This is a genomic window from Mesorhizobium sp. M0854 (genome assembly GCF_040319815.1).
GTDB lineage: Bacteria > Pseudomonadota > Alphaproteobacteria > Rhizobiales > Rhizobiaceae > Mesorhizobium.
The window spans coordinates 225,534-250,046 of sequence record NZ_JAMYOL010000005.1 but is presented as its reverse complement, the minus strand read 5'-3'; the positions used below and the strand labels follow the sequence as shown (position 1 = coordinate 250,046).

Sequence of the window (24,513 nt, the reverse complement as noted above, 5' to 3'; positions counted from 1 at the left end):
TTCATCCGCGGCCGGAAAGAGAAATTTGAGAAGGCGAGGACTTGGCGAGCGGCCGGACTTCGCCTTCGACCTCGTTGCCGACATAGACGCCGAATGCATCTTCCGTGCGTTCGCGCGCATAGCGGGCAAGCATCGAACGCACCGCGGGATCGGCGATCTCCAGATCGGCGATCTGCTCGATGTCGACAAGCCGCATCTGGCGATCGTCGGAATAGGACCCCTCGGCCGTTCCGCGATAATAAACATGCGTGCGCCAGGGTTCGGCGGCATCGTCCCACACCGCGAACAGGAAGCCGAGCTGCGCGTCTATGGCCCTGGCGGCAAGGCGCCCCTTGAGGCTGCGCGCATCGTTGGGCGTGCCCAGTCCGCGCCCCGCAGGCAATTCGTGAAACCCGTCGGCCGTTGCGAAGAACAGCACACGGCCCTCGTTCTCGAGAATGGCGCCGACCTCCGTATCGGGGGGCGCCGCCGCCAGCGCCTCCTGGCTGAGGCCGGGCGTGACGTAGGTGCCTCTGCAATAACCGAGGGGCTGGGCTCCGTTGTGGCTGAAGTCGCGGACGCGGCCGATGAGGATCGAGTGATCGCCAGCATCGACCAGCTGCTCCATGCCGCAATCGAACACCGCAACGGAGCCGTCGATCAGCGGATTGCCGGTTCGGCCCGGCTGCCAGGCCACGGCCGCGAACTTGTCCGCTGCTTTGGAAGCGAAGATGCCGGAATGGGCCTTCTGGTCCTCCGACAGGATGTTGATGGCGAAACCTCTCGATGTCGAAAAAGCACTGTGCCCCAGGGCCCTCTTGGCGATGCAGACAAGCACCAGCGGCGGCTCAAGCGAGACCGAGGTGAAGGAGTTGGCGGTGAAGCCGCGCGGTTCGCCTTCCGCTCCGATCGTTGTGACGATGGTGACACCGGTCAGGAACGAGCCGAGCGCGCGCCGGAATTCGCCGCTGTCAAAGACTGCATCCGTCTCCGGCTTCACGCCAGCGTCTCCTGCCGTGTCGAGAAATTCCATGATGTGTTTGGTCACTTTTTCAGGTGAAGCCATTGCCATCATGTGCCTTTCTCCATTGAGCACGAGGCATTGACCGTGCGGCGCAAGCCTCGCCATCGCCGCCGACATGGCCGGGGTCGAATTGCTGTCCTGCGACCCGGTCATGAACAGGGCCGCCGCGGCAAGACCGGGGAGGGCATCGGCATGCTCGGCGTCGGCATGGGCAAAGAGGCGATAGGTGCGCGCGTAGCCTTCGGGGTCGACCCTTTCAAGGGCGGCGCGCGCGGTAGAGGCCGCCCCGATAAGATTCGCCGGCAGCGGGTCGCCGAACCAGCGGGCAAGCGTAGCCGCAATGGCGGAAGGGTTGCCATGGGTGCCGAGCGCGGCCGCACGCTCGCGTACGGCCTGCGCCAAGGCCGCGGGGCGGCGGAATACCGCATTGAGACAGACGATCGAGCGAACGCGCGATGGGGTGCGAAGGGCGATCTCCAGAGCGACCAGCGCGCCCATCGAATGGCCAACGATCGATACCGACGCCACGCCGAGATGGTCGAGAAGGCGAACCGCCTGATCGGCGAAATCCGACAGGCTGGCTTCTTCCGGCGGCAGCGGTGAAACGCCGTGGCCGAGCATGTCGATGGCGATCAGGTCATGATGATGTTTCATCGCCGCGATCTGATCGTGCCAGATCGCGGCGTTCATGCCGACACCGTGAATGAGCAGAACCGGCGCGCCGGAGCCGGCGCGGATGAAGCCGGTGCCGTCCGGAGCCGTGTCCCGGACCCATGCGGTGGCAGCGACGTCAGCCATGCAGGTCTCCGACCTCCTTGAGGTCCTGATAGCGGTCGCCGATACGATGGTGCGGGCGGCCGCCAATCGAAGCGCCAAGCGCCACCACCAGCTCGTCGGGCGCGGGCGCGTCGCCGATCTGGAAATGTACGGTCAGATAGTGGGAGCGGCGGCCTTCGTCGTTCTTGTCCATCAGCGGGATCACGATCGGGGTGTTCGGCCCTCCGCGCAGATTGGTGAAGGCGAGATAGGTCTTGGCGCCGACCGCGCGACGGTAATGGTTGCCGAAATGCAGCGTATGGATCAGCGCCGATGCATGCTCGATCTCGCCCGCCGTGCCGCAGACCGCGGCCTTGCCGTAGCCCTCTATCGCCTCGCCGGAACCGGCAACGGCGATAATCTCGCGGGTCAGCAGTTCACCGAGGACGGGAGCAATGGCGCGGATCTCCGGCGACAGGTCGTCGGTGAAACCGCGGCCGGCCCAAGGATTTGTCAGCACAGCGGCGACACCGATCAGACGCAGCGGTTTTGGGGCTTCCTTGCCGCCCTCGATTAGCGTGTTCTCGATGCAGGTGACGATCTTTCGAATGGCTGGTTTCATGAAAGTCCTCGGTCGCCGCGGCGCTGTGCAACGCCGAAACCTTTACATTATCTTATGGTATACCATACTATGGAGCACCAGAAGCCTTGTCAATCGGCTATGGAATCTGTTTTGTGGCCGGATCGGGGTAGGGAGAGAAAATGTCAGGCGATACGCTGCGGATCGACCGCTCTGCCAAGACGCTGAGGACGCTGGCGCTGGAGCGCATGCGTGAGGCGATCATGGGCTTCCATTTCCAGCCTGGCGAAAGGCTAGTCGAGCGGCCGCTATGCGATCAGCTCGGGGTAAGCCGTTCCGTCGTGCGCGAGGTGCTGCGGCAGCTGGAGGCGGAAGGCCTGGTGCAGATGATACCGGGCCACGGACCCGCCGTGGCCAAGCCGGATCTCGGCCGCACCGACGAAATCTATGAATTGCGGGCGCTGCTCGAGGGCATCGCGGCGCGGGCTTGCGCCCTGACAGCCACGGACGCGCAGATCGCCTCGCTCGATGCCGCCTTGACTAACCTGCTTGAGGCGTGGGCGTCCGGTGCGCCTGTCGAGGTGATGCGGGCAACGACCAAGTTCTACGAAACGCTGTTCGAGGCGGCGGACAAGCGCATTGCCTGGGAAATCGTGACGGGGCTGAATGTCCGCATCAACCAGCTCCGCTCAATGACGATCGCGTCGGAGAACCGCCGCGAGCCGGCGATCGCCGAAATGACCGAAATCATGGATGCAATCCGCTCGCGCAAGCCGGACGAGGCGGAGGAGGCGGCGCGGCGGCATGTCGAATCCGCGTGGCAGATCGCCCGCAACACGCTTCGCCTTGGCTGACTGGTATGCCGCCGGCGGTCCATCGTTCCACGGCAGGCATCTAACTGGTGCGTACAGTGACATGTGTGACATGCCAATTTGCTTTCAGTTGCGGCGGCAAAATCGTATATCGGGTCAGTTAGGTGTGCATCTTTTGCCAAATTGCTCTGTCATTCGAACGGACTGAGACAGAAAAGTAGTAAAATGAACATGTTACGCCACAAAGTTGCGGTGGCGCCGATGATGGATTGGACGGACCGGCACTGCCGGTTCTTCCATCGCCAGCTGACGCGCGAGGCGCTGCTCTATACCGAGATGGTGGTGGCCGATGCGGTCATCCACGGCGCACGCGAGCGGCTGCTTGGCTTCGACGACAGCGAACATCCGTTGGCGCTGCAACTCGGCGGCGCCGATCCGGGAAAGCTGGCCGAGGCGGCGCGCATCGGCGAAGCCTTCGGCTATGATGAAATCAACCTCAATGTCGGCTGCCCGTCCGACCGCGTCCAGTCGGGCACCTTCGGCGCGTGCCTGATGAAGACGCCCGTGCTCGTCGCGGATTGCGTCGCGGCAATGAAGGCGGCGGTGAAAATACCGGTCACCGTCAAGTGCCGTATCGGCGTCGATGAGCAGGATCCGGAACCGGCACTCGATGCGTTGGCCGATGGTGTTTTCGCGGCCGGCGCCGACGCGCTGTGGGTGCACGCCCGCAAGGCCTGGCTGGAAGGACTGAGCCCAAAGGAAAATCGCGACATCCCGCCGCTCGACTATGGCCGCGTCTATCGGCTGAAAGCCAGAAAACAAAACAAATTCATCGGCATCAATGGCGGTATTCAATCTCTCGCAGAGGCGCTGACGCATCTCGACCATGTCGATGGCGCCATGCTCGGCCGCGCCGCCTATCACACGCCAGGGATACTCACCGGCATCGATGCCGCGTTTTACGGCAGCACAGCTGAGTCGTTCGATTTTGTCGCACTGATCGATGCCATGGCGGATTACGCGTCACGCCATATCGAGCAGGGCGGACGCCTCGGGCATGTCACCCGGCACATGGTCGGGCTGTTTCACGGCCTGCCCGGTGCACGCCGCTATCGGCAGATCCTGTCCACCGATGCGACAAGGCCGGGTGCCGGACCGCAGGTGCTCAAGGCGGCTTTTGCAGAGGTCGATTTCGGCCGGACCGCAGAGGCGGCCTGAGGAAAAACTCAATCCCGCAAAATCATGCGATCGCCACGTACGTCGAAGCCCGATAGCGAGCCGATGAAATTCATGCCGAGCAGGCTCTGGCCGAGCGTGCCGGGTGCGGCGATCATGATGGGCATGTCCTTGCGCACGATGCCGCCGATCGACAGTTCGTCGGTTCGCACCGCCGCCGCGCGTGTCATGCCGTTGGCGGTAGAGATCGGTATGGTGAAGCGGAGAGCCGCCGAATTGAACCCGACCACCAGCGCGTCCTCGGCGGTCAGAACGGTGCTGGTCGCGCCGGTATCGACAACCGTCAGGATCGGCGTGCCGTTGATCGTGACGCGCGCTTCGAAATGGCCGCTGCCGGCCTTGTCCAGGGTGACGGTGGCATGGCCTTCTTCCACGCCCAGCGCCAGCGGACTGCCGGGAACAAGGCCGGCGGTGACGCGGCTGGCGAAATCCTGCAACTCATAGCGGTACTGATAGCCGGCGATCAGCGCCAGCACGATTGCGCCCCAGGCGCCGAGGCTGCGGGCCATGGTGCCTAACGGCCTGCCCGATCTGAGCAGGCCGGCGCCGACGAGCGCCGCTAAAGCGCTAAGCCAGATCAGCTGGCTGAAATCGTAATTCTCAATGCCGAATGTACTGCCGGCGGAATCGTTGAGCATGAGCAGGAGTACACCTGCCCCGATCGCGACGATCAGAATCCACAGCAGTCGGTTCATCTCTGCGGCCGGTTCACGAGAGGGCGTCGCGTTCGCGTGCCATGCGGCTGCGACGGGTTTCCCGGCGGGGGCGTCGCTCGACCGTTTCCAGCCTTGCCGGCAGCTCGGCCATGACGCTGCGGCGGGTTTGCGGGGTCATGTCGATCCAGGCAGCGATTTCCGCGCGCGTGCGCCCGCAACCGAAACAGAAGCCGGTTTTCATATCGATCGAGCAGACCAGGATGCACGGGGATTCAATGGCCGTCATAAGGATTTCCTTGGCTAGCCTCCACATGGTGCAACGACAAAGTCAATACAAGCCCTCCGGGAAGCGCCGCCAACGGGTGCTTTCGCGTCAATACCTCGAAGTTGTACCAGGCCTGGAGCTTGTGCCGGCTTGAGGTTGTGCCGGCTGGCCAAGGCGGCTATGCCGCTCACCAATTCACACGGACGATCGCCATCGACATGACCAGCACGCTGCCTTCCGACGATTTTCGCGACCTCCTGGTGAGCCTGCCGCCGGGAGATATGGCGGCCAAGGCCCGCGTGCGCCAGTTGTTTGCCAAGGCAGACAAGCCCGAAGGCTCGCTTGGCCGCATCGAGGACATTGCCGCCTGGCTCGCCGGGTGGAGCGGCCGCGCGCCGCCGGCGGTGACGCGGCCATTGGTGGCGATCTTTGCCGGCAATCATGGCGTCACCCGCCACGGCATTTCGCCGCGCCCCGCCGCCGCCACGGCAAATGCAGTCGAGCTCTGCGCCGCCGGCGGTGCAGCAATCAACCAGATCTGCATCGCCAACGATCTCGGCTTGAAGGTGTTCGATCTGGCTCTGCACATCCCGACAACCGACATTACCGAGGATGCGGCACTGGACGAGCGCGGTTGTGCCGCTACCATGGCCTTCGGCATGGAAGCGATTGCCGGCGGCACCGACCTGCTTTGCCTTGGCGACCTCGGCGTCGGCAATTCGACTGTCGCCGCGGCCCTTTGCACGGCACTGTTCGGCGGCACCGGCGCCGACTGGATCGGCCCTGGATCAGGGGCAGACGCGGCGATGCAGAGGCGCAAGGCGGAGGTGGTCGATGCCGCGGTCGCGTTTCACGGCGCGAGCCTCAAGGACCCGCTGGAAGCGCTGCGCCGGGTCGGCGGGCGGGAATTCGCCGCGATCTGCGGCGCCATTCTGGCGGCGCGGATGCAGAAGATTCCGGTGCTGCTCGATGGGTTTGCGGTGACTGCCGCCGCTGGTGTCCTACATGCCGCCAACCCCGCCGCGCTCGATCATTGTCTCCTCGCAAGCCTGTCGCCGGAGCCTGGTCACGCCAAGGCCGCCGAGCGCCTCGGCCTTCGCCCGCTGCTCGATCTGGGCGTCAGTCAAGGCGAGGCGGTAGGGGCGGCTCTTGCCGCCGGCCTGGTCAAGGCGGCCGCGCTGACCAGCTCCGGCATGGCAGCGGCGGTCCGCGGTTAAGCATTCAGCGCCGGCGCGAGGCAACCGCCTTGGTCGGCAGCGCCGGCAGTTCCTCCATCACCCGGCTCAGCGGGAAGATGGCGATCGCCTCGGTGCCTTCGCGCAGCCTGGAATGGAGCTGGAATTCGCCGCCATGCATGGCCAGCAAGCCTTGCACGATCGGCAGGCCAAGCCCGGTGCCCTGTTCGGCGCTCTTGATGGCGATCGAGCCCTGGCCGAAGGCCGAAAGCACGATCGGAATCTCGTCTTCTGGTATGCCCGGCCCATTGTCCTTGACGGAGAGATATTGCCCGCCGCCCGCCGTCCAGCCGACGCGCACACGGATTTCGCCGCCGGTGGCGGTGAACTTTATGGCATTGGACAACAGGTTGAGCGCAATCTGCCGCACCGCGCGTTCGTCGGCGAACAAGCGCGGCAAGGCGTTTTCGAAATCCTGGACGATGCGGATGTCCTTGTTGCGCGCCTTCAGCTCCATCATGTGGCAGCAATCCTCGACGACTGAGAGCAGCATCATCGGCTCCTCGTTGAGCTGGTAGCGGCCCGCTTCGATGCGCGACAAATCGAGGATTTCGTTGATCAGGTCGAGCAGATGCTGTCCGGAGTCGTGCACGTCACGGGCATAGTCGCGATAGGTCGGGTTGCTCATCGGGCCGAGCACCTCGTTGGCCATCACTTCAGAAAAGCCGAGAATGGCGTTGAGCGGTGTGCGCAGTTCGTGGCTCATCGAGGCCAGGAAACGCGATTTCGCCAGATTGGCGTCTTCCGCCCGCCGCCGTGCCTCGTCCGACATCGATTTCGCCGTCTCCAGTTCGGCAATCAGCGCATCCTTTTCGGAGCGGAACGACAGCAGCATCAGCGAGGAACGGTTGAGCTGGCGCGCTACATAGGCGAAGAAAGGCAACGAGGCGATCAGCAAGCCTGCCATGATCGCCTCGACCGGCATCCATAATTTCGCACTGGCATAAGCATAGATGGCGACCGGGAGGGCGAAGGTCGCCAACAGCGCACCGCGCAGGGACGAGGCCAGGATCGCAGTTGCCGACATGGCGAGCAGCAGCACCACCGCCTTGGCGACCTGGAACTGATCCATTTGGCAAGCTTCGCAGCCGAGCCATGCGAACCAGGCCCAGCCAAGCCCGCACAGAAAATGGCCGATCAGGAAATCCCTATGCGTTTCCAGCGGGTTGAGCTCGGACGCTTGAGTGACGCGTCTGGCCATGAATGCAACGATGGTATAGCAGATGAATGTGAACAGCGCCCAGACGCCGATCTCCTTGCCGACGCCCGCGAACAAGCCTGCCGCGGCCGTTGCCAGGATGAGCAGCGGAATGACGATCACGCCGCCGGTCATCGAAAGCGCGTGGAGCTTCAACAGCTCGCGATCGAAGTCGGGATTTCCGGCTTGCTGCGAAAGACGGTCGCGCGTCTTGCGCACCGCGCGCGCGACATCGCTGTTGCGATGGCGTTTTCTGCGGTCCACAATAAACTTGTCTGCCATGGTCGAGCGTTGCAGGGGCATGAAGTCTTCAATTTACGCGGGCAGCAATTTCAAATCGTTAAGCTACGTTCGAATGATTAACCAACGGTTTGCCATATGAGCCGTTCGTGGTCGCGATGGCCGCGCCAGCGATACTATGCGCCGCGTCCGCGAAGCCTGTGGCGCCGACTGATGGACTATGGGCTGACACTCATCGTGCTCGGCCTGGCGATCCTCCTGGCGGCGCGACTCGACCGGATCGAGACGCGCAAGACGGAGGGCGCGGCCACTGTCAATGACGGCGATAGCATCACGCTCGGCGGCGAGCGTATCCGCATGCGTGGCATCGACGCGCCGGAATATTCGCAAATCTGCCGCAAGGACGGTGCCGACTATCCTTGCGGCAAGCTCGCGCGGCAGTCCCTGGTGCGGTTGATCGCCGGCAAAGCCGTCTCCTGCAGCGGCTGGCAGCGCGACCGCTACGGCAGGCTGCTCGGCGACTGCAAGGCCGGCGGCAAGGATCTCAACCGCGCGCAGGTCGAGGCCGGCTGGGCGGTCGCCTTTGGCGATTTCGAGACCGAGGAAGCTGCTGCGCGCGCGGGCAAAGCCGGCATCTGGGCCGGAACTTTCGACGAGCCGAAGAACTGGCGCGAGAGCCACGGCCATGAGCTGGTTGAAAGAAAGCACGGTACCTTGGCGTCGATCGGCGACGCCTTGCGCGAAATTTTTCGCTTCTGGTGAGCTGTGCCTATAGTTCGTCGAGACGGACGAGGAGGATAGAGATGAAGCTGTTCGACGGCGGGCGCGCGCCCAATCCACGCCGGGTTCGGATTTTTCTGGCCGAAAAGGGACTTCAGGTTCCGCTGGTGCCCGTCGACATGGGCGCGCTGGAGCACAAAGAGCAGCCGGTCAGCTCGCGCAATCCGCTGAAGCGTCTGCCGGTGCTCGAGCTCGACGACGGCACAGTCATCACCGAATCCGTCGCAATCTGTCGTTACTTCGAGGAACTGCACCCCGAGCCGGCTTTGTTCGGGCGTGGCGCGCTCGGCAAGGCGATCGTCGAGATGTGGCAAAGACGTGTGGAGTTCAATCTGTTCGGCTGCGTCGCTGCGGCGTTCCGGCACATCCACCCCGCAATGAGGGAATGGGAGATCCCGCAAATCCCCGAATGGGGCGAGGCCAACAAGCCGAAGGCGATCGAATTCCTGAGATTTCTGGACACTGAGCTCGCCGGCAGGGAATTCGTCGCCGGCGATGCCTATTCGATCGCCGACATCACCGGGCTGGTCGCCATCGACTTCATGAAGCCGGCTCGCATCAAGGTACCCGAAGAGTGCACGAACGTGCTGCGCTGGCATCGGGACATCTCCAGCCGGCCGAGTGCCGCCGCCTGACAACGAGTTCCGAATGAGCGAAGAGCTGGAAGCCTTGGCGGCGAGGGTACGCGCCTGCCGCATCTGCGTCGATAACCCGGCCGGCAGGCCGTTGCCGCACCAGCCGCGTCCGGTGCTCAGGCCATCGTCGAGTGCGCGTATCCTGATCGCCAGCCAGGCGCCGGGTACCAAGGTTCACATTACAGGGATGCCGTTCACCGACGCCTCCGGCGACCGGCTGCGAAGCTGGCTGGGCGTCGGCAGCGAGGAATTTTACGACACGGACAAATTCGCCATCGTGCCGATGGGCTTTTGCTTTCCCGGTCAGGACGCCAGGGGCGCCGACCTGCCGCCGCGCCGCGAATGTGCGCCGGCCTGGCGCACATCGCTGATGGCGCTGATGCCGCAAGTCGATATGGTGCTGACGATCGGCATCTACGCGCAAAGCTGGCATATGGGCGCGGCGCGCCGTCCCTCGCTGACGGAAACGGTCATGGATTGGCGTGCCATCTGGGCGGCGGCAACCGACCCGAAAGTCCTGCCGCTGCCGCACCCGTCCTGGCGCAACACCGGCTGGCTGAAGCGCAATCCATGGTTTGAAATGGATTTGCTGCCCTTTCTGAGATCGGAAATCCGCTATCGCCTCGGCTAGGCATTCAGCAAGAAATCACTCGCTTTCGCACTATGCGGCAGAATTTCTTTCTTGTAATAGGCTCGAGCAAGAGGGATTATGGTAATCCATTCCTCGAAGCGCGTCGCGCATGAGGGGACGCGCGTTAAATTCTTGTTTTTATGCATGTCGTTGTGCCAAGGCCGCTGCGCACTTGGACGACTTGCATCAGGGGAGCACCCAATGGACCGCCTTGATAGAAAAATTCTCCGCCTCCTGCAGGAGGATGCGACGCTTGCAGTCGCCGACGTCGCCAAGAAGGTCGGCCTGTCGACGACGCCGTGCTGGCGGCGCATCCAGAAGCTCGAGGAAGAGGGCGTCATCAAGCGGCGCGTCGCCATCCTCGATCATGAAAAGGTCAACGTGCGGGTAACGGTGTTCGTCTCGATCCGCACCAATTCGCACAGCCATGAATGGCTGCGGCGCTTTTCGGAGGTCATCCAGGAATTCCCGGAAGTGGTCGAATTCTATCGCATGAGCGGCGACGTCGACTATCTCTTGCGCGTCGTGGTGCCCGATATCGCCGCCTACGACGCCTTCTACAAGCGGCTGATCGCCAAGATCGAGATCCGCGACGTGTCGTCTTCCTTCGCCATGGAGCAGATCAAATACACGACCGAGATGCCGCTGGATTACATGATGCTCGACAAGGAGTCCGGCGCCAACGCCGCCTGAGATTTTTCTGTTTAGTTCTTCTTTTTGTTGAGGAAACTCCAGGGCGAGTTGACCGGCAGCGTGATCGTGTCCGGCACGGCGTCGACGTTAACCACCTCGGCCTTGCGCACGGTGTAGCCCGACTGGATGACACTGACGCCGTCGAGGATGAAAAGCTGGCTCTTCTCCATGCCCGGCCGTAATGCGCCGGTCACCGAAACCGGCTGGTAGGCCTCGGACATCCTGTAAGGCTGTGCAGGCGTGACGAGGACGATCTGGTTGGGCGGCGGCGTCGGCATGTGGCTGCAGGCTCCCGTCCACGGCACCAGCAGGAATTGGTAGACGAGATCACCATCGCGGTCGACCGGCAGCGCATAGCCTGCGAGTTGCACGGTCTTGTCCTGCAAGTCGAGTGAGAGCGTCTCGCCACGATCCGGCATTTTGGCCGCGATCATCGGCAGTCCGACGCTTTCGGCGGCTGCCTGGGTAGCCGGGCGCAGATCCTTCCAGAAAATGTGCGTGGTCCCAGTGGAAGCGCTTGCCGCGATCGCGGACGCCAACAAGGCAGTTGCCATGATCGTGCCTGATTTAAAACGGTTGCTCATCGCTGCTCCGCCGTTGAGCCTTGATCTGCGGACATCGAGTAAAGCTGCCGCTGCCTCACAGGTCAACGCTCAAGCCGCATCACATGCCGGCGTGAGCCGGTCATGCCGATCTCGCGAAAGCCGCGGGCGACGAACACGTCGCGAAAACCCATGAAGCTGTAGCTCGGCGAAGCCTGGTCGACGGGATAGGCTTCGATCGTCCTGGCGCCTTTGGCAAAGGCGTGATCGATGACCGCGTCGAGCAATGCGCTTGCCAGCCCGCCGCCGCGCAACGCTCTCGGCACAAAGAAGCAGACGATCGACCAGATGCCCATCTCGCTATCGTCCTGCTGCCGTGACAGCTTGCGGTAGGTCTCGCGCGGCGCAATCGAGCACCAGCCGACGGTCCGGCCATCGATCTGGGCGACAATGCCGACCGGCGTGCCGGCATCGATCAGCGTCATCATCGCGCGTTTCTTCTCGTCGTTCTCGACAAGCTCGCGGCGGTCGAGATTGCGCCAAGCCATACACCAGCAGTATTTCGGCCCGCCGGGTTGCTCGAACAGGTTTTCGAAATCGGCGCGCGTCGATTGCTTCACCTCCGTGAAGCGCACTTCGCTCAGGTCAAGCTTTTCTGGCGGCGAGCCGCTCGAGCGTCTTGGCATCGGAAAGTTCCTTCACGGCGTCCTTGCCGATCCAGCGTGCGGTCCTGTCTGTCGAGGCCGCCAGTTTTAGCGCCACGGCAAGGGCAGGGCCGTGCAAATTCATCGATCGCTTGCCGATCGAACGAAGCGCCCAGTTCACGGCCTTCTTCACAAAATTGCGGGCGTCGGTCGCATGCGCTTCGATGATCGGCAGAAATTCGAGGAAGGTCGTCTCGGGTTCCTTCTTTCGGTGGACCACCGACCAGGCCATCATCGCAAAAGCCGTGCGTCGAACGAATTCCCGTTCGTCGACCGCGAATTCGGCGATCAATTCCCTCCAGCAATCCGTATCGACAAAGAGATCGGAGACCCCGTCGACAATATCCCAGGAATCGAAAGTCGCCGCCCATCGTCTTGCATCCGCGGCGGAGAACCGCTCCGGATCGGCTGTCACGGAAGCGATGAACTGCGCCTCCATGATGCCTGTCTGCCAAAGCTCGAAGGCACGCTCATGGTTGCGCTTGATTTTCTTGGCAATATGCCGCTGCACGCCATGCGAGATACCGAGCGCACGTTCGATCTTGATGCCGTAGCGCAGCATGCCAAGCCGATTTTCCTCCGAGGCGATCGAGCGCAGATGAGCAACGATTTCATCGGCGCTGGATTGAGGCGAAAGCTCGGCCACGGTGAAGTCCTATTTCTCCAGCCGCGCCAGCAGCGAGGACGTGTCCCAGCGCTTGCCGCCCATCGCCTGCACGTCCTTGTAGAACTGGTCGACAAGTGCCGTCACCGGCAGTTTGGCGCCGTTGCGGTCGGCCTCGGCGAGGCAGATGCCAAGATCCTTGCGCATCCAGTCGACGGCGAAGCCGAAATCATATTTGCCGGCATTCATCGTCTTGTGCCGGTTCTCCATCTGCCAGGAACCGGCCGCACCCTTGGAAATCACCTCGATGACCTTTTCGATGTCGAGCCCTGCCGTCTTGCCGAAATGGATGCCCTCGGCCAAGCCCTGAACGAGGCCGGCGATGCAGATCTGGTTGATCATCTTGGTGAGCTGGCCAGCCCCGGCCGGTCCCATCAATCCGACCATGCGGGCATAAGCATCTATGACTGGCTTGGCCCTGTCGAAGGCGTCGGGCTCGCCGCCGACCATCACGGTCAGCATGCCGTTCTCGGCGCCTGCCTGGCCGCCGGAGACCGGGGCGTCGAGGAACGCAAACCCGAGCGCTTGCGACTGCTGCGCCAGTTCGCGCGCGACCTCCGCCGATGCGGTGGTATTGTCGATGAAGATGGCGCCTTTCTTCATGGAATTGAAGGCGCCTCCGGCGCCGGTCGTCACCGAGCGCAGATCGTCGTCATTGCCGACGCAGGAAAAGACGAAGTCCTTGCCCTCCGCCGCCTCCGCTGGCGTCGCAGCGAAGCTGCCGCCGTGCTGGGCAACCCACTGCTCGGCCTTGGCGCTGGTACGATTGTAGACGGTGACATCGTAACCGCCCTTGTTCTTGAGATGTCCGGCCATCGGATAACCCATGACGCCAAGACCAAGAAATGCCACCGAAGCCATGTTTTCGAATCCCTTAGAAGCCTGCTTTGCGGTCTTCTTACCGGATCAGGCAAGGTGATGGGAGTCAGCGGTGCAGGTGGATGGTGATGCGCCGTTCGATCCACTCGACGCCGTGGCGCAATGTTTCCACGATGATCAGATAGATGATCGCCGCCCAGATATACGACTGAAAGTCGAAGGTGCGCGCATAGGTGAGCCGGGTGATGCCCATCAAATCGTAGACCGTGATAATGGCGACGATTGCCGAGCCCTTGATCATCAGGATGATCTCGTTGCCATAGGGGCGTAGCGCCACAATCAGCGCCTGCGGCAGGATGATTTTCCACATCGTCTGTAGTTTATGCAGGCCGAGCGAGGCGGCACCTTCCCACTGGCCTCTCGGCACGCTCTCGATCGCGCCACGCAAAATCTCGGCCTGGTACGCGGCCGTATTCAGCGAAAAGGCGAAGATCGCGCAGTTGAACGCCTCGCGGAAGAAACCCCACAGGCCGACCATCTCGAGTTCCGGCCGGAAGGAGCCCAATCCGTAGTAGACCAGGAAGGTCTGCGCCAAGAGCGGCGTGCCGCGAAAAAAATAGACATAGGCATAGGCAAACCCCGAGAGGATCGGGTTCTTCGACATACGTGCATAGGCGATCGGCACCGACAGGATCGCGCCAAGCACAATCGAGATGGCAACCAGCAACAGGGTGATGCCGAGGCCGGATATGTAGCCGGGTGCATATTTCTGGAAGAACTCCGGGTTCCACGCAGCGACCAGGTAGACGACCATGCCGATGCCGAGAGCGATCCACAGGCCGACCAGGACATGGCCGAGGATGCGTTGGCGCGACCAGCCGCGTGCGGGCGGCGGCGGCCGGTCGACCTTCAGCGTGTCGGTGGCCAGGCTCATCTCTTGACCTCGCTGCCGCCGACCGCTCGTTCGATCGCATTGATGCCGAAGGAGGAGACGATCGCCAGCAGGAGATAGATCAGGCCGGCAAAGCCATAAAACAGGAAGGCATGCTTGGTGACGCGAGCGGCAACCCCGCTCTGCCGGAGGATCTCGTTGAGCCCGACGGCCGAGACGAGCGCGGTGTCCTTGAGCAGGATAAGCCAGAGATTGGCAAGTCCGGGCAACGCGATGCGGATCAACTGCGGCAACACGATCAGCCGCATCGTCTGGCCGCTGGACAGGCCAACCGAATAGCCTCCCTCATATTGCCCTTTTGGAATGGCGCGGAACGCGGATAAAAACACCTCGCTGGAATAAGAGGAGAAAATGAAGCACAGCGCGATCATGCCGGCGACGAAGCTGTTGACGTCGGCGGAGGTGCCAGGGCTCACCAGCCGGACAATGTACTGCAGGATCAATGGGATGCCGAAGAAGATGAGAAATAGGGTGAGCAGCTCGGGTATTCCGCGAAAAATCGTGGTGTAGATGTTCCCGGCCAGTCTCAGCGACGGCTCTTCCGATTGTTTGGCCAGCGCCACGAAAAAGCCGAGCGTCAGCCCGAAGGGCAGAGTGGCCAGCGCAAGACATACCGTGACAAATACACCCGCGGCGATGTCGTCGAGCCAGCCTTCGGGTCCCCAACTGAGAAGCGTCAGTGCGCTCTGCATCCGCCTGCCTGTTCTCCTTGAGGCTCTTCGAGACCCGTACCGCATCACTCCTCGTGCGCGGCGTCCTTATAAGAACGGCGGGAATCTCCCGCCGTTCACGTCCTCCTATGTCGGTCGATCAGGACTCGCCGCCATAAACGTCATATTTGAAGTATTTGTCGTTGATTTCCTTGTACTTTCCGTTTGCGCGGATGGCGTCGATCGCCGCATTGAACTGGTTGACCAGATCGGTCTCGCCCTTGCGCACGGCAATGCCGGCGCCCGGACCGTGGATTTCGATAACCGGCTTGATTGTGCCGACCAGCTTGCAGCAGGCGCCGTCCGGCGAATCCAGCCATTGCTGCAGCACGACGACGTCGTCGTTGGCGGCATCGAGCCGGCCATTGGCCAGATCGAGCTGGTATTCCTGTGCGGTCGGGTACGGCTTGACGGTGCTGTCGGTATAAGTCTTGGTCGAATAGTTGAAATGCGTGGTGGACGCCTGCACGCCGATCGTCTTGCCGGCCAAATCTTCCTTGGTGACACCCTTGATGTCGGTGTCCTTGGGCGCGGCGATCGCCGGCGGCGTATTGTAATATTTGTGGGTGAAGTCGACCTTCTCGGCGCGTTCCGGCGTGATCGACATCGACGCGACGATGGCGTCGAACTTGCCTGCCTGAAGGGCTGGAATGATGCCGTCCCAGTCCTGCGCGACGAAGGTGCACTTCACCTTCATCTCGTCGCAAAGCGCCTTGGCGATGTCGATATCGAAGCCCACGAGTTGGCCGTCGGCGGTGAGGTTGTTGAATGGCGGATACGCTCCCTCGGTGCCGATCCTCAAGGTTTTTTCCTGCGCCTGGGCAACGCCAAGCGTCAGCAGCGCAGCCGAAGCGGCGAGCGCGATACGCAGTGCAATACGCATAATGGTCCTCTCTGTTGGTCCCGGCCGTCGTTCCCGAACGGCTCTGTGGGCGGTGCTTTTGACCGCCCGCTGGCGCGATACTCCCATTCTTTCCCAAGAAAAAGCAACTGCAAAACCGTCGCTTGAGGGAAGGTCATGTTCAGAAAACGGTGACGCTGGGTCAAACGCCTGAATGGAGAGAAAGTGGCCGGAAGCCCCCTGCGGCCGCGATCTCAGCGCGTCAGGCCGGTGGCGCGCTCGATGAAGTCAGCTATCGAATTCGTGTCGTCGAGATCGAAGGCCGGCAGGTCTTCGCCGACAATGTGGAAGTCGGACGCGATGGCGACAATGTGTGGATCGCCTGCCGAGAGCGGTGTCCGGTCCTTGGCCTCGAGCCGTCGCGTCTCGATTTTCTTGTGCGCCTCGCGCTTGTAACCCTCGACCAGCACGATATCGGAGGGTGCCAGCCGTGACAGGATCGCGTCCAGCGTCGGCTCGTCCTCGCCGCGCAATTCGTGCATCAGCGCCCAGCGCCTGCCCGACACGACCGCGACCTCCACTGCTCCCGCCTGCCGGTGGCGAAAGCTGTCCGCTCCGGGTTTGTCGATGTCGAAATCATGATGGGCGTGTTTTACCGTCGACACTTTCCAGCCGCGCCGGACGAACTCGGCCACCAGCTTTTCGGTCAATGTCGTCTTGCCGGAGTTCTTCCAGCCGGTGATGCCGAAGACACGTCTTTTCATGGCTCGATGCTCCGCAACAGATGCGCGGCCTGGGCAAGGTCGTCGGGGGTGTTGATGTTGAAGAACGGATCGATCTCGGCCCCGCCGGATTTCAGGATGGGAAATTCTACCTCGACAAAACCGTGCCGGTCGATGAACGCCGCAACGCGCCGGTTGTCTTCCTCGACGAGAAATTGTCGCAAGGCCTGATCTAACCCTGGCGGCCAGAGTGCAAAGGTCGGATGCCGTTTGCCGCCGGAACAGGAGACCGCGATAGAGCCCGGGCGCGCATAGGCTGCCGCGAGCAGCCGCTCGACCATATCCTTGGGCAGGAAAGGCGTATCGCCGGCAGCCGTGACCAGCGCCTGACAAGTCGTGTCGGAAGCCCATTCGAGGCCGGTCAGTATCCCGGCAAGCGGCCCGGCATAACCTTTGACGGTGTCGGCAAGCACCGGAAGCCCCGTCGCGGCAAACCGTGTCGGATCGCCATTGGCGTTGAGCGCAAGCGGACCGACCTGCGGGCCAAGGCGCGAAACGACACGGTCGAGCAGGGTACCGTCGCCAAGCGCAAGCAGCGTCTTGTCGCCGCCGCCCATCCGGCTCGACCGGCCGCCGGCCAGAATGATCCCTGCGATATGTCGGCCCATCGTTTGCTGCCCAGACCCAAAATCCAGTTTTCAAATCAGACAGTCGTCGACAGTCACTCTATATGCCGTCCGGCGCCATGTCCGGTCCAGTGCTTTCGGCGGCTGTTTTTCGCCGGCCGACGATCCGTTCGCGGTAGAGTGCATAGAGGCCTGAGCCGATGATGATCGTGGCACCGAGGATCATCGGCAGATCCGGGACATCGCCGAAGATCGTGAAGCCAAGCAGGATCGACCAGAGCAGGGCGGTGTAGCGGAACGGCGCGATGAAGGAGATATCGCCCACCCGCATCGCCGTGATGATGAAGTGGTAGCCGATGAGCACGAGCACCGCCGCCAGCGCCAGGAACGCCGTGCTTTGTCCTGTCATCGGTGTCCAACCGCCCATCGGTGAAAGCAATGCCGCGCCCAGAAACGTCATGGCAAGGGCGGTGGCGCTCGACACCAGCAATGTCGGAATTGCCTGCGGTATCCGCTTCGTGGCGAGATCGCGCACTGCACAGCATGCCACGCTGGCCAGCGCCAGCAGAGAAAAGACGCTGAACCCTTCGAAGCCCGGCCGTACGATGATCAGCACGCCGGCAAAACCGACGGCAATAGCCAGCCAGCGCCGCCAGCCGACGCCCTCGTTGAACACAAGCGCTGCGCCCATCGTCACCGCCAGCGGCAGCGCCTGCAGCACGGCGGAGACATTGGCGATCGGAAGATGCGCCAGAGCAACCAGGAAGGACACCGTGGCGCCGGCCTCGCCGGCGACGCGCAGCGCAACGGTCGGCTGCAGCATCGAACCTGGCCGGGCAAGCGCGCCGCGTTGCCACGCAAGCAGGCCAACGAAAAGCGAAGCAAAGGCGCCGCGGATCAGCATGACCTGCGCCATGTTCATCGATTCCGACGAGAATTTGGTGATAGCGTCGTTGAGGGTGAAACCAGCCATGGCCACCATCATGAACAACGCGCCGCGCAGGTTTGGCGAAAGAGGCAAGGCGATTACCGGGTGAGTCCTGCAGCAAGCGTCTAGCAGGCACCCGCAAAACAGCAACGTCAAAGGGCTGGGCCACAGCCTTTCTATGGCCCGTAACGTCTGTCGCGCAAGAGCGGCAGGGCTTATTTGGGCGTCAGTACCTCGGTGCCGTTGCCTTCCTTGGCGGCAATCGTCCACAGGCCACGCAGCGAGCCGTCGTCCTGCACCTTGTAGACGACAAGACCGACCGCCTTGCCCATGACATAACCGGCGGAGAAGGCATCATCATTGCGCATGCAGATACCGTCCGAGGACGAGCCGCCTGTCTCCCAATGGATCGTGCAGGTCGTCCCGCTGGTCAGAGTGATCGTCGCGTCGCCACCATAGGACGACCCATCGAAATTGGTGCCGGCCACGGCATAGGTGCCGCCGATCGACTGAGCCGCCGCGGGCAGGGCCGCGAGGCTGAGCAATGCAAGAGAAAGAATGAGTTTGCGCATATCGTATTCCCCCACTGGGCGAAGAACCGCTCCAGAGCAGAGGCTAGGCCCGAATGGGCTTGCGGTAAATCCGGTGACCGTTTGCGGACAAGACCTTTTCTGGGTGTGACCCCAAAAAAGGTGCCGTTCTAAAGGATGGGTTCGGAGGGCAAATTTATCACACTGCGGCTCGAGGAAAATTTTTCGACGAGATCAAATTTGCTCGGCAAGATTCACCAAATTGGTCATTGTAAGCTTCTGATCGTGTTGGGAGATGGTCCATGATGAATGCACGAGGCAATGCGGACTGGCTTGGCACAGGCAGCAGGCGGCATGTTTCGTCGGCTTTCCGGTTCTCTTCTGCCCTGGCGGTCATCCTCATGGCGATAGCGCCTGCGTTCGCCGAGAACGGCGCTTCGGCGTCGGCAGTCGAACGGATGTCCACGCCGGGTCACGAAGCGGATGAGCTCGCTCGCCGCGTCGGGAAATGGTCCGTCGTCAACACGATCTGGCCAACGCCCGGTGCGCAGCCGATCGTCATGACCGGGCTGGTGGCCGAGCGCACGATGATCGGTCCCTTCATGCAGGAGGTGATGCGCCCGGCGCCCGGGTCGAAAATGCCGGACTTCCAGCGGATAGCCTATTTGAGCTATGACCGGGTGGAGGGCCGCTGGAAGTATGTCTCCATGGACACCCGTTTCCCGGCAGGGATCATGCCCGCCTGGAGTTTTGGTGGCGAGGAGGACGGCAAGATTTCACTCCTGTTCGAGCCGCTTGGTTTCGTAGGCTTCGGGCCCGAGGTCGAAGGGCGGTTCACGGCCTCCGATTTCACCATTTCCAGGGATGGCGATAATCACGAGGTGGCCGAGCAGCATTTCCTGCAGGCCAATGGCAGCGGCAAGAAATGGCTTGCCGTGCGGTATGACTACACGCGCCAGCCTTGATTATCAGGCTGCGAATGCTCCAGATGTGACCGAATGCTCATGGTCCTTTGAGGCTGCCGGCGATGGCTCCGACGAACGGGTCGTATTTCGATTTCAGGGTAGGCGGATATTCGATCCAGACCGTATGGATGACACCGTCTTTTCCGAACAGGCGGCGTTCGTAGAAGATGTTCTCGCCTTTGATGCCCGACAGCACCGCCCAGTCCTTGCCGGTCTTGCTGTAGGTGATCCTGTAGCCAGGTTCCTTGCTGGCCCTCTCGGCGGAGACGAAGGCTGTCGGTGTGTCGTCATCGATGTTGAGGATACCCGAACAGATCAGGCTGGCGCCATCGGCAGTGAGCCATTGTTGTCCATCGCCATTGTCCGGCTCAGGCTGGCGAAGAGTGAAGATTTCATCCGGAAAGGTGCAGACGGTGCCGAAGCGCTCGTTCGTGTAGGTAAATGGCGCGGCAAATGCCATGGTGGCCGCCATCACTCCGAAAAACGTCGGGATTGCAAAAAACCGCTGCACGCCTTGCCTCGAAGCCGGTGCCAAGGCGATTATTCTTGCACGAAATCGGCCAAAAATCAGCCGCCGGTGACGCTCATATGCCGCGACACCGACGGACGGTTGGTGCGGCGATCGATGATGAAGTCGTGGCCTTTGGGCTTGCGGCCGATTGCTTCGTCGATGGCACCGGCGACCAGCTCGTTGCCTTCCGACGCACGCAGCGGCGCGCGCAGGTCGGCCGCATCTTCCTGGCCGAGGCACATGTAAAGGGTGCCGGTGCAGGTCAGCCGGACCCGGTTGCAGCTTTCGCAGAAATTATGCGTCATCGGTGTGATGAAGCCCAGCCGCCCGCCGGTCTCGGCGACTTGGACATAGCGGGCCGGGCCACCGGTCTTGTAGGGAATGTCGCTTAGCGTGAACTGGCGTTCGAGAGCCGCGCGCAGCAGCGACAGCGGCAAATACTGGTCGGTGCGGTCGGCATCGATCTCGCCCATCGGCATGGTTTCGATGACCGTCAGATCCATGCCGCGGCCATGCGCCCAGCGCAGCATTTCAGGCAATTCGGCGTCATTGAAGTCCTTCAACGCCACGGCATTGAGCTTTACCTTTAGCCCGGCCGCCTGCGCGGCGTCGATGCCGTCCATGACCTTGTCCAGATTGCCCCAGCGGGTGATCTGGCGGAATTTGTCGGCATCGAGGGTATCGAGCGAGACGTTAATGCGCTTGACGCCGCAGTCGGCGAGCTCGGCGGCAAAGCGGGAAAGCTGCGATCCGTTGGTGGTCAGCGTCAGCTCTTCCAGTGCACCACTCTCGAGATGCCGCGAAAGCTGGCGCACCAGGTGCATGATGTTCTTGCGCACAAGCGGCTCACCGCCGGTGAGGCGGAGCTTGCGCACACCCTTTTCGATGAAGACCGTGCAGAGCCGGTCGAGCTCTTCCAGCGACAGCAGGTCCTTCTTGGGCAGGAACGTCATGTCCTCGGCCATGCAATAGGTGCAGCGGAAATCGCAGCGGTCGGTAACCGACACGCGCAGGTAGGTAATCGTGCGACCGAAAGGATCGATCATATCCATGCGTATGCGCTTTCCGTGGCCGTGAACGGCTTCGTTATATATGGCTATGTGATACGAGCCAACTTGCCATTCAAGATAGAAGCTCGCGATCATCGGTAACATTCCGACGCCGACAGATCATGTCGGAACTTTCCATGCGGCCTTTTCCCTCGACGCGAAGCGGCGTAGGGAAGGGCGGTTCTCCGCAGGATCCACCACCATGACAGCGCCAAAGGAACTCAGGGTCTCGAAGGACCGCAAGCTGCTTTCCGTCACCTTTCCGGGACATCAGCCGTTCGAATTGCCGGCCGAGCTGCTGCGCGTCGCCTCGCCATCGGCCGAGGTGCAGGGCCATTCGCCCGAACAGCGCGTCACCGTTCCCGGCAAGCGCAACGTGGCGATCCTGAAGATCGAGCCAGTCGGCAATTATGCCGTGCGCATCACCTTCGACGATTTCCACGACACCGGCATCTTCACCTGGAATTACCTGCATACGCTGGGTCATGAGAAGCATGCACGCTGGGCCGCCTATCTCGCCGAGCTGGAAGAGAAGGGGCTGAGCCGCGACCGCTGAAATGGATCCCGCAGGACTGTCAGGTCAACGCAAGATCGCCAGTATCTCGCTGGTGTCGTAATAAAACGGCGTGCCTTCGATCAGCCGGTCATCCTTGAAGCGCAAGACTTCGGCAAACGGCTGTTTGATGGTTGCACCATTGGCCCGCGACGTCAGCGAAAGCGAGCAGCTCATGAACACCGTGTCATCGTTTTGGGCGACCTGAAGGTCCTCCACCGCCATGTCGCTCCAGATTTCCCGCATTTTGCGGAAAAGGGCGCCAACGCCGTCGAGGCCGTTCCAGTCACCGGCATAGGGCAGGGAGCGCGGCTCATGCACGACAATCTCGGCATGAAATGCGCCGGCAAGCACATCGAGGCTCTCCGACCCTGATTGCAGGAAACGCATTTCAACATTGAACATGTTTTCAATAAGTTCCATGGCGGTGCGTCGCCGGTCGAGCGGTTTATCCATTTTTGACCTCCGTATCCGTTGGCACGATCATGCAGGTAAAGCGGTTTGCCCTTGTTTGCGTTGCCTCGACACCCGTTTCCTGATGACCGGCAAACGGGCACTTGTCGTGAAAACGTCATCCATCTGGAGTAGCGCCGGCAAAGCTTTGGAGACGAAAACATGTCCATGATCACCAGCATCGAACAGCTTGAAGCGCTCTATGGCCTGCCCGGCGAGGCGTCGGTGGTCAAGGAACTCGACCAGCTGATTCGCGAATACGCAGCTATCATCGAGGCTTCGCCGTTTGCCGCGCTCGCAACCTGCGGGCCAGAAGGGCTGGACTGCTCGCCGCGCGGCGATCTCGCCGGCTTCGTCCGCATCCACGATCCGAAAACGCTGATGATGCCGGACCGGCGCGGCAACAACCGGGCCGATTCGCTAAGGAACATCCTTCGCGATCCGCGCGTCGCGCTTCTGTTCCTCGTGCCGGGTTCCGGCACGACACTGCGCGTCAATGGCCGCGCCCACATCACCACCGATACCGCGCTCTGCGCCTCGTTCGCGGTCGAGGGCAAGCCGGCGCGCTCGGTAACGATCATCGAGATCGATGCGGTTTATTTCCAGTGCGCCCGCGCCATCCACCGATCGGAACTGTGGAATCCGGCAAGGCATGTCGACCCGAGAACGATGCCGACTCCCGGCCAAATCCTGGAAATCACCAGCCGCAAGAACATTGACGGCGAGGTCTACGACAAGGAATGGCCCGAGCGCGCGAAAAAATCGATGTGGTGAAGCATTTGGTGGTGGAGCACTGGGCTGTCAGGCGGTCTTCAAAACCTCGGCAACCCTACGCATCTGTTCGCCGATCATGTCGCATTGTTCCGGTGTCGACTGGCTCATCGCCTTCTCGATAAGCGCCATATGGACCTTCAGTGCCTGCATCAGCAGTGCCTCGCCGGCCTCGGTCAACGTCAGCCGCAGCACGCGCTTGTCCTTCTCATCGCCCTCGCGGCGCAGCAGGCCGCGCGTCTCCAGCTGCGGCAAAAGCATGGTGATGTTGGAGCGGCCGACCAGCAGCCGGCGAGCGAGGTCGTGCTGCGACATGCCGGGATGACGGTAGAGGTTCATCAGCACGTCGAGCTGCGCCGGCTTCAGGTCGAGCGGTGCAAGCTTCACCGCCAGGGTGCGTTCCAGCACATGGCAGGCGCGCGCCACCGCGACCCAGTTGCGAAAACGCGGGTTGTCCCAGGGCAGGTCTTGCTTAATGTTCATGTTTGAACTATTATGTTCATGCTTGAACCAATGAATGGATCGCCACTATGGCATCATTTGGACTGAAGGTCATCCGCGGCACGTTCGGCGTGGCTGAGCATGTGGCACCGCGACTCACCGGGCGTGCTGCATTCGAGCTGTTCTGCCGCACGCCGCACGAGAAAAGCCTGAGCGAAGGCGAGCGCCGCGCAATCGACCGCGCCGCCGATTTCATGACCCAGGCACGCCATCATCGGCTAAAGACCAGAACCGGCTGCGTCATGGTGCATGAGTTCCGGCCCGAGCCGGGCAGGGCGGCTGCCGGCACCGTGCTCGTCATCCATGGTTGGCGTTCGCGCACCGAATACATGCGCACGCTGATCGAAGCCTATCGCGATGCCGGCTACAAGGTGGTCTCGCTCGACCTGCCGGGCCACGGCCAGTCGCAGGGCCGCCGGCTTACCCTGGTCAGCGCGGTCGATGCGGCACGGGTTGCCGGCGAATGGTTCGGGCCGTTTGCCGCCATTGTCGGCCATTCCTTCGGTGGTGCCGTTGCCGCCAACGCCGTCGCCGGTTCGATCAGGAACATCCCGCGATTGGCGGCCGGGCGGCTGGTGCTTATCGCCGCGCCGAGCTCGCTGCCGGCGATCTTCGCTGATTTCAGCCGCATGCTGAATGTCGGCTCGCGCTCGCAGGCCGCCATGGCCGACCGGGTCGAGCGCATCGCCGGCCGGCCGTTGCACGAGTTCACCGGTGACCGCCAGCTCGCAAGCACGCCGCTGCCGACGCTGGTGATCCACGCGCCGGACGACCGCGAAGTGTCCGCCGAGCATGCAAGGCTCTACACGCGCGCCGGCGACCATGTGCGGCTCTACTGGGCCGACGGGCTCGGCCACCGCCGCATTCTCGCCGACAGGGGTGTGGCGGAGCGTGCCGTTGGCTTCGTTGCCGGCAGGCTCGAGCCGTCTCTGCAGTGACCTGAATATCGTTC

General features: G+C 62.2%; 29 protein-coding genes and 2 pseudogenes. 11 read left to right on the top strand and 20 right to left on the bottom strand.

What is annotated here, in order from left to right; all coding sequences use genetic code 11:
- Position 1 precedes the first annotated feature (1 nt).
- Positions 2-1,801 carry an alpha/beta fold hydrolase gene (locus NKH99_RS11855; RefSeq protein ID WP_352471910.1) on the bottom strand — a complete coding sequence of 600 codons (1,800 nt, stop codon included), beginning with the start codon at positions 1,799-1,801 and terminating at the stop codon, positions 2-4.
- Positions 1,794-2,381 (bottom strand): amino acid synthesis family protein, encoded by a 588-nt coding sequence (locus tag NKH99_RS11850; RefSeq protein WP_352471909.1) that lies wholly within the window; start codon positions 2,379-2,381, stop codon positions 1,794-1,796. The genes NKH99_RS11855 and NKH99_RS11850 overlap by 8 nt, the downstream gene beginning before the upstream one ends.
- A gap of 140 nt (positions 2,382-2,521) precedes the next feature.
- On the opposite strand from NKH99_RS11850, the gene NKH99_RS11845 reads away from it, so the two are divergent.
- Both NKH99_RS11845 and dusA read left to right on the top strand, forming a co-directional pair.
- On the top strand, positions 2,522-3,193 hold the full coding sequence (locus NKH99_RS11845) for a GntR family transcriptional regulator (protein ID WP_023674997.1): 672 nt from the start codon (positions 2,522-2,524) through the stop codon (positions 3,191-3,193).
- A 183-nt stretch (positions 3,194-3,376) separates the two neighbouring features.
- Positions 3,377-4,369, top strand: a complete 993-nt coding sequence (gene dusA, locus NKH99_RS11840) for a tRNA dihydrouridine(20/20a) synthase DusA (protein ID WP_352471908.1) — start codon at positions 3,377-3,379, stop codon at positions 4,367-4,369.
- Between the two features lie 8 nt (positions 4,370-4,377).
- On the opposite strand, the gene NKH99_RS11835 is transcribed toward dusA, so the two are convergent.
- Positions 4,378-5,082, bottom strand: coding sequence for a TIGR02281 family clan AA aspartic protease (locus tag NKH99_RS11835; RefSeq protein ID WP_352471907.1), 705 nt, complete (start codon positions 5,080-5,082; stop codon positions 4,378-4,380).
- A gap of 13 nt (positions 5,083-5,095) precedes the next feature.
- Complete coding sequence (locus tag NKH99_RS11830; RefSeq protein ID WP_352471906.1) at positions 5,096-5,329, bottom strand: DUF1289 domain-containing protein; 234 nt, start codon at positions 5,327-5,329, stop codon at positions 5,096-5,098.
- Positions 5,330-5,526: 197 nt separating this feature from the next.
- On the opposite strand from NKH99_RS11830, the gene NKH99_RS11825 reads away from it, so the two are divergent.
- Positions 5,527-6,525 (top strand): nicotinate-nucleotide--dimethylbenzimidazole phosphoribosyltransferase, encoded by a 999-nt coding sequence (locus tag NKH99_RS11825; RefSeq protein ID WP_353014194.1) that lies wholly within the window; start codon positions 5,527-5,529, stop codon positions 6,523-6,525.
- A 4-nt stretch (positions 6,526-6,529) separates the two neighbouring features.
- Here NKH99_RS11825 and NKH99_RS11820 read toward each other — a convergent pair whose 3' ends face one another.
- Positions 6,530-8,044: a sensor histidine kinase gene (locus tag NKH99_RS11820; protein ID WP_352471905.1), complete on the bottom strand. Its 1,515-nt coding sequence runs from the start codon at positions 8,042-8,044 to the stop codon at positions 6,530-6,532.
- 75 nt (positions 8,045-8,119) lie between these two features.
- Between NKH99_RS11820 and NKH99_RS11815 the strand changes: the two genes are divergently transcribed.
- The 4 genes and pseudogenes from NKH99_RS11815 (at position 8,120) to NKH99_RS11800 (ending at position 10,720) form a co-directional block, all read left to right on the top strand.
- Positions 8,120-8,743, top strand: coding sequence for a thermonuclease family protein (locus NKH99_RS11815; protein ID WP_352471904.1), 624 nt, complete (start codon positions 8,120-8,122; stop codon positions 8,741-8,743).
- 41 nt (positions 8,744-8,784) lie between these two features.
- Positions 8,785-9,396: a glutathione S-transferase gene (locus NKH99_RS11810; protein WP_352471903.1), complete on the top strand. Its 612-nt coding sequence runs from the start codon at positions 8,785-8,787 to the stop codon at positions 9,394-9,396.
- Positions 9,397-9,409: 13 nt separating this feature from the next.
- Positions 9,410-10,027 (top strand): annotated as a pseudogene (locus tag NKH99_RS11805) (uracil-DNA glycosylase family protein); the annotation flags it as partial.
- A 201-nt stretch (positions 10,028-10,228) separates the two neighbouring features.
- Entirely contained in the window at positions 10,229-10,720 is a 492-nt protein-coding gene (locus tag NKH99_RS11800) for an Lrp/AsnC family transcriptional regulator (RefSeq protein WP_023675006.1), read from the top strand.
- A gap of 11 nt (positions 10,721-10,731) precedes the next feature.
- Here the strand turns inward: NKH99_RS11800 and NKH99_RS11795 are convergent, their stop codons facing one another.
- The 11 genes and pseudogenes from NKH99_RS11795 to NKH99_RS11745 form a co-directional block, all read right to left on the bottom strand.
- A complete protein-coding gene (locus NKH99_RS11795; RefSeq protein ID WP_352471902.1) occupies positions 10,732-11,304 on the bottom strand; it encodes a DUF3299 domain-containing protein in 573 nt (190 codons plus the stop codon).
- A gap of 62 nt (positions 11,305-11,366) precedes the next feature.
- Positions 11,367-11,948, bottom strand: a complete 582-nt coding sequence (locus NKH99_RS11790; protein ID WP_353014133.1) for a GNAT family N-acetyltransferase — start codon at positions 11,946-11,948, stop codon at positions 11,367-11,369.
- Positions 11,908-12,612, bottom strand: coding sequence for a DNA alkylation repair protein (locus tag NKH99_RS11785; RefSeq protein ID WP_352502420.1), 705 nt, complete (start codon positions 12,610-12,612; stop codon positions 11,908-11,910). The genes NKH99_RS11790 and NKH99_RS11785 overlap by 41 nt, the downstream gene beginning before the upstream one ends.
- Positions 12,613-12,621: 9 nt before the next feature.
- Positions 12,622-13,497, bottom strand: a pseudogene (locus NKH99_RS11780) (NAD(P)-dependent oxidoreductase); the annotation flags it as partial.
- Between the two features lie 58 nt (positions 13,498-13,555).
- Positions 13,556-14,383: an ABC transporter permease gene (locus NKH99_RS11775; protein WP_352502421.1), complete on the bottom strand. Its 828-nt coding sequence runs from the start codon at positions 14,381-14,383 to the stop codon at positions 13,556-13,558.
- Positions 14,380-15,093 (bottom strand): ABC transporter permease, encoded by a 714-nt coding sequence (locus NKH99_RS11770; RefSeq protein ID WP_023675013.1) that lies wholly within the window; start codon positions 15,091-15,093, stop codon positions 14,380-14,382. Before NKH99_RS11770 ends, NKH99_RS11775 begins: the two co-directional genes overlap by 4 nt.
- A 118-nt stretch (positions 15,094-15,211) precedes the next feature.
- Entirely contained in the window at positions 15,212-15,994 is a 783-nt protein-coding gene (locus tag NKH99_RS11765) for an ABC transporter substrate-binding protein (RefSeq protein WP_352471894.1), read from the bottom strand.
- A gap of 212 nt (positions 15,995-16,206) precedes the next feature.
- The gene (gene mobB / locus NKH99_RS11760; RefSeq protein ID WP_352471893.1) at positions 16,207-16,716 is read right to left on the bottom strand and encodes a molybdopterin-guanine dinucleotide biosynthesis protein B; all 510 of its coding nucleotides are present in this window, start codon (positions 16,714-16,716) and stop codon (positions 16,207-16,209) included.
- Positions 16,713-17,342, bottom strand: coding sequence for a molybdenum cofactor guanylyltransferase MobA (gene mobA, locus NKH99_RS11755; protein ID WP_352834916.1), 630 nt, complete (start codon positions 17,340-17,342; stop codon positions 16,713-16,715). The genes mobB and mobA overlap by 4 nt, the downstream gene beginning before the upstream one ends.
- Positions 17,343-17,400: 58 nt before the next feature.
- Positions 17,401-18,321: a DMT family transporter gene (locus tag NKH99_RS11750; protein ID WP_352613655.1), complete on the bottom strand. Its 921-nt coding sequence runs from the start codon at positions 18,319-18,321 to the stop codon at positions 17,401-17,403.
- Positions 18,322-18,443: 122 nt separating this feature from the next.
- A complete protein-coding gene (locus NKH99_RS11745) occupies positions 18,444-18,800 on the bottom strand; it encodes a hypothetical protein (RefSeq protein ID WP_353014130.1) in 357 nt (118 codons plus the stop codon).
- A 260-nt stretch (positions 18,801-19,060) separates the two neighbouring features.
- Here NKH99_RS11745 and NKH99_RS11740 point away from each other — a divergent pair, with 260 nt between their 5' ends.
- The gene (locus NKH99_RS11740; protein ID WP_352540517.1) at positions 19,061-19,723 is read left to right on the top strand and encodes a hypothetical protein; all 663 of its coding nucleotides are present in this window, start codon (positions 19,061-19,063) and stop codon (positions 19,721-19,723) included.
- A 37-nt stretch (positions 19,724-19,760) separates the two neighbouring features.
- On the opposite strand, the gene NKH99_RS11735 is transcribed toward NKH99_RS11740, so the two are convergent.
- Both NKH99_RS11735 and moaA read right to left on the bottom strand, forming a co-directional pair.
- Positions 19,761-20,195 carry a hypothetical protein gene (locus NKH99_RS11735; protein ID WP_353014128.1) on the bottom strand — a complete coding sequence of 145 codons (435 nt, stop codon included), beginning with the start codon at positions 20,193-20,195 and terminating at the stop codon, positions 19,761-19,763.
- Between the two features lie 95 nt (positions 20,196-20,290).
- Complete coding sequence (moaA, locus tag NKH99_RS11730; protein ID WP_352502428.1) at positions 20,291-21,286, bottom strand: GTP 3',8-cyclase MoaA; 996 nt, start codon at positions 21,284-21,286, stop codon at positions 20,291-20,293.
- 199 nt (positions 21,287-21,485) lie between these two features.
- On the opposite strand from moaA, the gene NKH99_RS11725 reads away from it, so the two are divergent.
- Complete coding sequence (locus tag NKH99_RS11725; protein ID WP_353014126.1) at positions 21,486-21,839, top strand: gamma-butyrobetaine hydroxylase family protein; 354 nt, start codon at positions 21,486-21,488, stop codon at positions 21,837-21,839.
- Between the two features lie 24 nt (positions 21,840-21,863).
- On the opposite strand, the gene NKH99_RS11720 is transcribed toward NKH99_RS11725, so the two are convergent.
- On the bottom strand, positions 21,864-22,292 hold the full coding sequence (locus NKH99_RS11720) for a nuclear transport factor 2 family protein (protein WP_352774109.1): 429 nt from the start codon (positions 22,290-22,292) through the stop codon (positions 21,864-21,866).
- A 159-nt stretch (positions 22,293-22,451) separates the two neighbouring features.
- On the opposite strand from NKH99_RS11720, the gene NKH99_RS11715 reads away from it, so the two are divergent.
- The gene (locus NKH99_RS11715) at positions 22,452-23,063 is read left to right on the top strand and encodes a pyridoxamine 5'-phosphate oxidase family protein (RefSeq protein WP_352774107.1); all 612 of its coding nucleotides are present in this window, start codon (positions 22,452-22,454) and stop codon (positions 23,061-23,063) included.
- A 27-nt stretch (positions 23,064-23,090) separates the two neighbouring features.
- Here NKH99_RS11715 and NKH99_RS11710 read toward each other — a convergent pair whose 3' ends face one another.
- On the bottom strand, positions 23,091-23,543 hold the full coding sequence (locus NKH99_RS11710) for a MarR family winged helix-turn-helix transcriptional regulator (protein ID WP_254817243.1): 453 nt from the start codon (positions 23,541-23,543) through the stop codon (positions 23,091-23,093).
- 47 nt (positions 23,544-23,590) lie between these two features.
- Here NKH99_RS11710 and NKH99_RS11705 point away from each other — a divergent pair, with 47 nt between their 5' ends.
- Complete coding sequence (locus NKH99_RS11705; protein WP_352682765.1) at positions 23,591-24,499, top strand: alpha/beta hydrolase; 909 nt, start codon at positions 23,591-23,593, stop codon at positions 24,497-24,499.
- Positions 24,500-24,513: the final 14 nt, after the last annotated feature.